Source organism: Shewanella sp. (assembly GCF_051658185.1).
Lineage (GTDB): Bacteria > Pseudomonadota > Gammaproteobacteria > Enterobacterales > Shewanellaceae > Shewanella.
Genome location: NZ_JBOFMC010000394.1, coordinates 1 through 4492, shown reverse-complemented (window position 1 = coordinate 4492; position 4492 = coordinate 1). Strand labels below are relative to the sequence as shown.

5 protein-coding genes, 5 tRNA genes and 2 rRNA genes are annotated in these 4492 nt (G+C 47.7%); 2 read left to right on the top strand and 10 right to left on the bottom strand.

Annotated elements, in window-relative coordinates; genetic code table 11:
- The 5 genes from ACRCZA_RS14850 to ACRCZA_RS14830 all read right to left on the bottom strand — a co-directional run.
- A partial coding sequence (locus tag ACRCZA_RS14850) for a GTP-binding protein (protein WP_438675122.1) occupies positions 1 to 175 on the bottom strand: 175 nt, incomplete at its 3' end.
- A gap of 114 nt (positions 176 to 289) precedes the next feature.
- Positions 290 to 365: transfer RNA gene (locus ACRCZA_RS14845), tRNA-Thr, on the bottom strand.
- Positions 366 to 374: 9 nt separating this feature from the next.
- Positions 375 to 448, bottom strand: a tRNA-Gly gene (locus ACRCZA_RS14840).
- A 36-nt stretch (positions 449 to 484) separates the two neighbouring features.
- Positions 485 to 569: transfer RNA gene (locus ACRCZA_RS14835), tRNA-Tyr, on the bottom strand.
- A 7-nt stretch (positions 570 to 576) separates the two neighbouring features.
- Positions 577 to 652: transfer RNA gene (locus ACRCZA_RS14830), tRNA-Thr, on the bottom strand.
- 41 nt (positions 653 to 693) lie between these two features.
- On the opposite strand from ACRCZA_RS14830, the gene ACRCZA_RS14825 reads away from it, so the two are divergent.
- Together ACRCZA_RS14825 and coaA are read left to right on the top strand one after the other, a co-directional pair.
- Entirely contained in the window at positions 694 to 897 is a 204-nt protein-coding gene (locus ACRCZA_RS14825; protein ID WP_438675168.1) for a hypothetical protein, read from the top strand.
- The gene (gene coaA, locus ACRCZA_RS14820) at positions 887 to 1837 is read left to right on the top strand and encodes a type I pantothenate kinase (protein ID WP_438675167.1); all 951 of its coding nucleotides are present in this window, start codon (positions 887 to 889) and stop codon (positions 1835 to 1837) included. Before ACRCZA_RS14825 ends, coaA begins: the two co-directional genes overlap by 11 nt.
- Positions 1838 to 1910: 73 nt before the next feature.
- Here the strand turns inward: coaA and birA are convergent, their stop codons facing one another.
- The 5 genes from birA to rrf (ACRCZA_RS14795) all read right to left on the bottom strand — a co-directional run bounded on the left by birA (position 1911) and on the right by rrf (ACRCZA_RS14795) (position 4479).
- On the bottom strand, positions 1911 to 2870 hold the full coding sequence (gene birA, locus ACRCZA_RS14815; protein WP_438675166.1) for a bifunctional biotin--[acetyl-CoA-carboxylase] ligase/biotin operon repressor BirA: 960 nt from the start codon (positions 2868 to 2870) through the stop codon (positions 1911 to 1913).
- Entirely contained in the window at positions 2863 to 3888 is a 1026-nt protein-coding gene (gene murB / locus ACRCZA_RS14810) for a UDP-N-acetylmuramate dehydrogenase (RefSeq protein ID WP_438675165.1), read from the bottom strand. Before murB ends, birA begins: the two co-directional genes overlap by 8 nt.
- 212 nt (positions 3889 to 4100) lie before the next feature.
- Positions 4101 to 4216, bottom strand: a 5S ribosomal RNA gene (gene rrf, locus ACRCZA_RS14805).
- A 33-nt stretch (positions 4217 to 4249) separates the two neighbouring features.
- A tRNA-Thr gene (locus tag ACRCZA_RS14800) sits at positions 4250 to 4325 on the bottom strand.
- Between the two features lie 38 nt (positions 4326 to 4363).
- Positions 4364 to 4479: ribosomal RNA gene (gene rrf, locus ACRCZA_RS14795) — 5S ribosomal RNA — on the bottom strand.
- Positions 4480 to 4492 lie beyond the last annotated feature (13 nt).

The following is a 4492-nucleotide window of genomic DNA, read 5'->3' as shown; positions in this document are numbered from 1 at the left end:
GCTCACGCTCTTCTGGAGCGTTATCGATTTGAGAGAAGTCTTTAGCTTCGCCACCGTAGGTCTTAGCCAGTACGTGAGAGATAGCTGCAGTCAGAGTGGTTTTACCATGGTCAACGTGACCAATGGTGCCCACGTTTACATGGGGCTTAATACGTTCAAATTTAGCTTTAGCCATGGTATTGCCTCAATCCAAGATACTTGGTGATGAAAACTTACATATAGAAAAAATCCGATGCATATAAATGACATCGAACCGATTATGTTAGGCGTAGGGCTTAGTTTGAAAGGCTGGTGCTGATAGGCAGATTCGAACTGCCGACCTCACCCTTACCAAGGGTGTGCTCTACCAACTGAGCCATATCAGCATACAAATTTGGAGCGGGCAGCGGGAATCGAACCCGCGTTATCAGCTTGGAAGGCTGGAGTAATACCATTATACGATGCCCGCGCAACCTAACTAGGCTACCTAACTACCTTGAAAAAATGGTGGAGGGAGAAGGATTCGAACCTTCGAAGGCGGAGCCGTCAGATTTACAGTCTGATCCCTTTGGCCACTCGGGAACCCCTCCAGTAAAATGGTGCCGGCACCAAGAGTCGAACTCGGGACCTACTGATTACAAGTCAGTTGCTCTACCAACTGAGCTATGCCGGCAAATCATTTCGGAACGGGATATTAGGTAAATGTGTCCCCGAGTGCAAGCAAAAAAAGTAAATTTACTTAAAAAAGTCAACCAAGCGATGCTTTTTCATCCACACACTGCTCACGCTGGCGAATTAACCAACGAATATAAGGTGCTAGAGCTGAAAGCCAACTGGAAATACGGATTTAGTATTGTCGCCAATAATATCATGGTGTACTGTGCCTTTCCTAAGCTGAGGAAAGCCAATGACGCCTAAAAACCCAATTCAAAATGCTCTGTATTTTGCCTTTGAGCGTAAACAGTGGTCCGAATTACGCGATTCAGTCCCCTTAACGCTGAGTGAGCAAGATTTAGAGAACCTTAAGGGATTGAACGAGAAACTCTCTCTCGCTGAAGTCACTGACATTTACCTGCCCCTCAGCAGATTGCTCAACTTGATCGTGAAAGCCAAACAGCAAAGAGGCTTAGTGCTTGATGAATTTCTTGGGCAACAGCCCTCCGCCAGCCCATACATTATCAGTATCGCTGGCAGTGTTGCCGTAGGAAAAAGTACCACGGCTCGTATTCTGCAGGCCTTATTAGAGCACTGGCCAGAACACCCGAAAGTCGATTTGGTCACCACCGATGGCTTTTTGTACCCACTGGCAGATTTAAAGCGCAAAGGCTTGCTGCAGCGTAAAGGCTTTCCTGAAAGTTACGACATGAAAATGTTGGTTGAATTTATTTCAGCGGTAAAATCTGGGCAGGCACATGTTAAAGCCCCCCTTTATTCGCACATTACCTATGATCGGCTTCGCAACCAACACCAAACCATCTCCCAGCCCGACATCCTCATTCTTGAGGGGTTAAATGTGTTGCAGACTGGCTTAGACTCCCCAGTGGATACCCGCAGACCATTTGTATCGGACTTTGTTGATTTTTCAATTTACGTCGATGCGGATGAAGCCCTGCTAAAACAATGGTATCAGCAACGCTTCTTACAATTTCGTCAGGGAGCATTTAGCGATCCCAAATCTTATTTCCATCACTATGCCAAGCTCAGTGATGCCGAAGCAAACGCCATTGCAGCGAATATTTGGGATACCATTAATGGCCCCAATTTACAGCTCAACATTCAACCCACTCGGGAAAGAGCCCACCTGATCCTTCAGAAGGGCCAAGATCACCTGATGTCACAAGTGCTTTTACGCAAGTAACATCAGGCTGTCACAAGTCGCGTAGACAGGCGCTAACCCCACATTAACTTGGATGTTAGCGCGAACTTGGAAGTTAGCGCGGCCGTAAACTTATCTCTCCGCCGATGAATGCTTTTAGCCCATCGGCGGTTTGGAGTAAGACACCGCCTTGCGCATCGACGCCACGGCAGACCCCATCAATAACGGTATCCCCCATCAATAAACGGATTTCTTTACCATAGAATAAATCGGCGGCTTGCCAGCGAGTCTTAAACGCGGCAAAACCCTCCCGCTCAAATAATTGAATATCCCGCTTAAGCTGCTTTTGCAGGGCAATCACTAACTGAGTCTTGTCTAGCTGGATAGCTATTCCTGATAAATCACTCCATGGTTGATCGATGGCTTTAGCCTGCTCCTCCGGCATCGCCATATTCACCCCGATACCAATAATCAATTGGCATTCGCTATCTGCTTGGCCGGACATTTCAATCAAAATGCCGGCTAATTTCTTATCATTGAGATATATATCATTAGGCCACTTCACCCCAATTTGGCCAACACCATAGGACTTAAGCACTTCGACCAAAGTACAGGCCACCACTAAACTTAATCCCATAGCCTGCGCCATTCCCCGAGGAAATGACCAAAACAGCGAGAAATACAAATGATGGCCATAGGGCGATACCCAATTACGCCCTCTGCGGCCACGGCCAGCGGATTGGTATTCCGCGACACACACATCGCCATTTTTTAATTCCGCGGTATGACTCAACATGAACCCGTTCGTACTGGCGATCTCATCAAAATAAAAACAACGATTATCAATTGACTGCACCAACCGCCCCGCATCGATCAGCGAAATGGCATTGGCTAACTTATAACCGCGCCCTTTAACACTATAAATCGCCACGCCATAAGCAGATAACGCTTCGATATGCTTGTTTACCGCCGCCCGAGAGATACCTAGATCGCCGGCCAGTTGCTCGCCAGACACAAAGCCTGCGCCCGATAACAAAGACAAGATCTGGCGCTTTCTTCCCCAATGATCAACCATTTAAGTCTCCCTCACCGTGAGCACCCATGATTCGCGGCTCAGCCTCAAGCGCGACCCCAAAAACCGCCTGCACCCGAGCAATCACATGCTCAGCTAAACGACAAATATCTCGCCCTGTTGCGCCACCACGATTCACCAGTACTAATGCTTGTTTATCATGCACAGCAGCATTACCAAGCGCAAACCCCTTTAATCCCGCATGCTCAATCAACCAACCTGCGGCCAATTTAACCGATGCATCAGCCTGAGCATAACCCACTATGCCAGGAAAACGCTGCGCCAAGTCAAGATAACAAGCCGCACTGACTAACGGATTTTTGAAAAAACTGCCCGCATTACCCAGCACCGCAGGATCCGGTAATTTTTCTGTACGCACTTGGCATACACGATCAAAGATTTCACGGGCAGTTACGCGCTCGGCGGTGAACGCTTGCAATGGTCCATAACCCAAGCGCGGCTGCCATGGCTTAGCCAAACGTAAACCAACGGCAGTAATCACCGCCCGATGCCGCAAAGCGCCTTTAAAAATAGACTCACGGTATGAAAATTGGCACTCAGCAGCCTGCAGACGTACAGACTCGCCGGTAGATAAATCAAGATATTCAACCCAGTCACACACATCACAAAACTCAACGCCATAAGCGCCAATATTTTGGATGGGTGCCGCGCCCACCGTTCCGGGGATCAATGCCATATTCTCAAGGCCAAAAATGCCGCGCGCCAGGGTAAACTCAACTAACTGGTGCCAGTTCTCACCTGCCTCAACCTCCAAATAAAATGCATCTGCAGCTTCAACGACTTGAATTCCCTTCGTTAGCATCCTCACAACAGTGCCGTGAAAGTCCTCAGTAAAAACGACATTGCTACCACCGCCTAGCACGAGCAGTGGCAACTGCTGTTGCCATAATGGCAAACAAATCGTCTTTAATGCATCTTTGGTATGCACCTCAACCAAATTTTGACAAAACTGCGCTAACCCAAAGGAATTAAAAGATTTAAGACTATAAATGCAAGACATGGGTATCTTCTATGGCAACAAAAACCGTATTGTACCTGCTGCAAACCGGGATTGCAGCTAACCAAAAAACTGCGCTTATTAAACTGTGGCCTTCCACCATAAAGTCGATTGGCACACTTCAACACGTTACGATGAGAAAATGGGATGAGCGATGTCGGAATGGAAAGCAAAAAAGCCCTAGCAGATAGCTAGGGCTTTTTTGGGTATTAGGTGCTTGGCGATGCCCTACTCTCACATGGGGAGACCCCACACTACCATCGGCGCAATTGCGTTTCACTACTGAGTTCGGGATGGGATCAGGTGGTTCCACAATGCTATTGTCACCAAGCAAATTTTTGCTAGGAAATACACTAGTCTATAATGGTGCTGATACCCAGAATCGAACTGGGGACCTCATCCTTACCAAGGATGCGCTCTACCGACTGAGCCATATCAGCAATTCTTTCTATAATCACTCATGATTATTAAATTAGGCGCTTGGCGATGCCCTACTCTCACATGGGGAGACCCCACACTACCATCGGCGCAATTGCGTTTCACTTCTGAGTTCGGGATGGAGTCAGGTGGTTCCACAATGCTATTGTCACCAAGCATATTCGGTGTA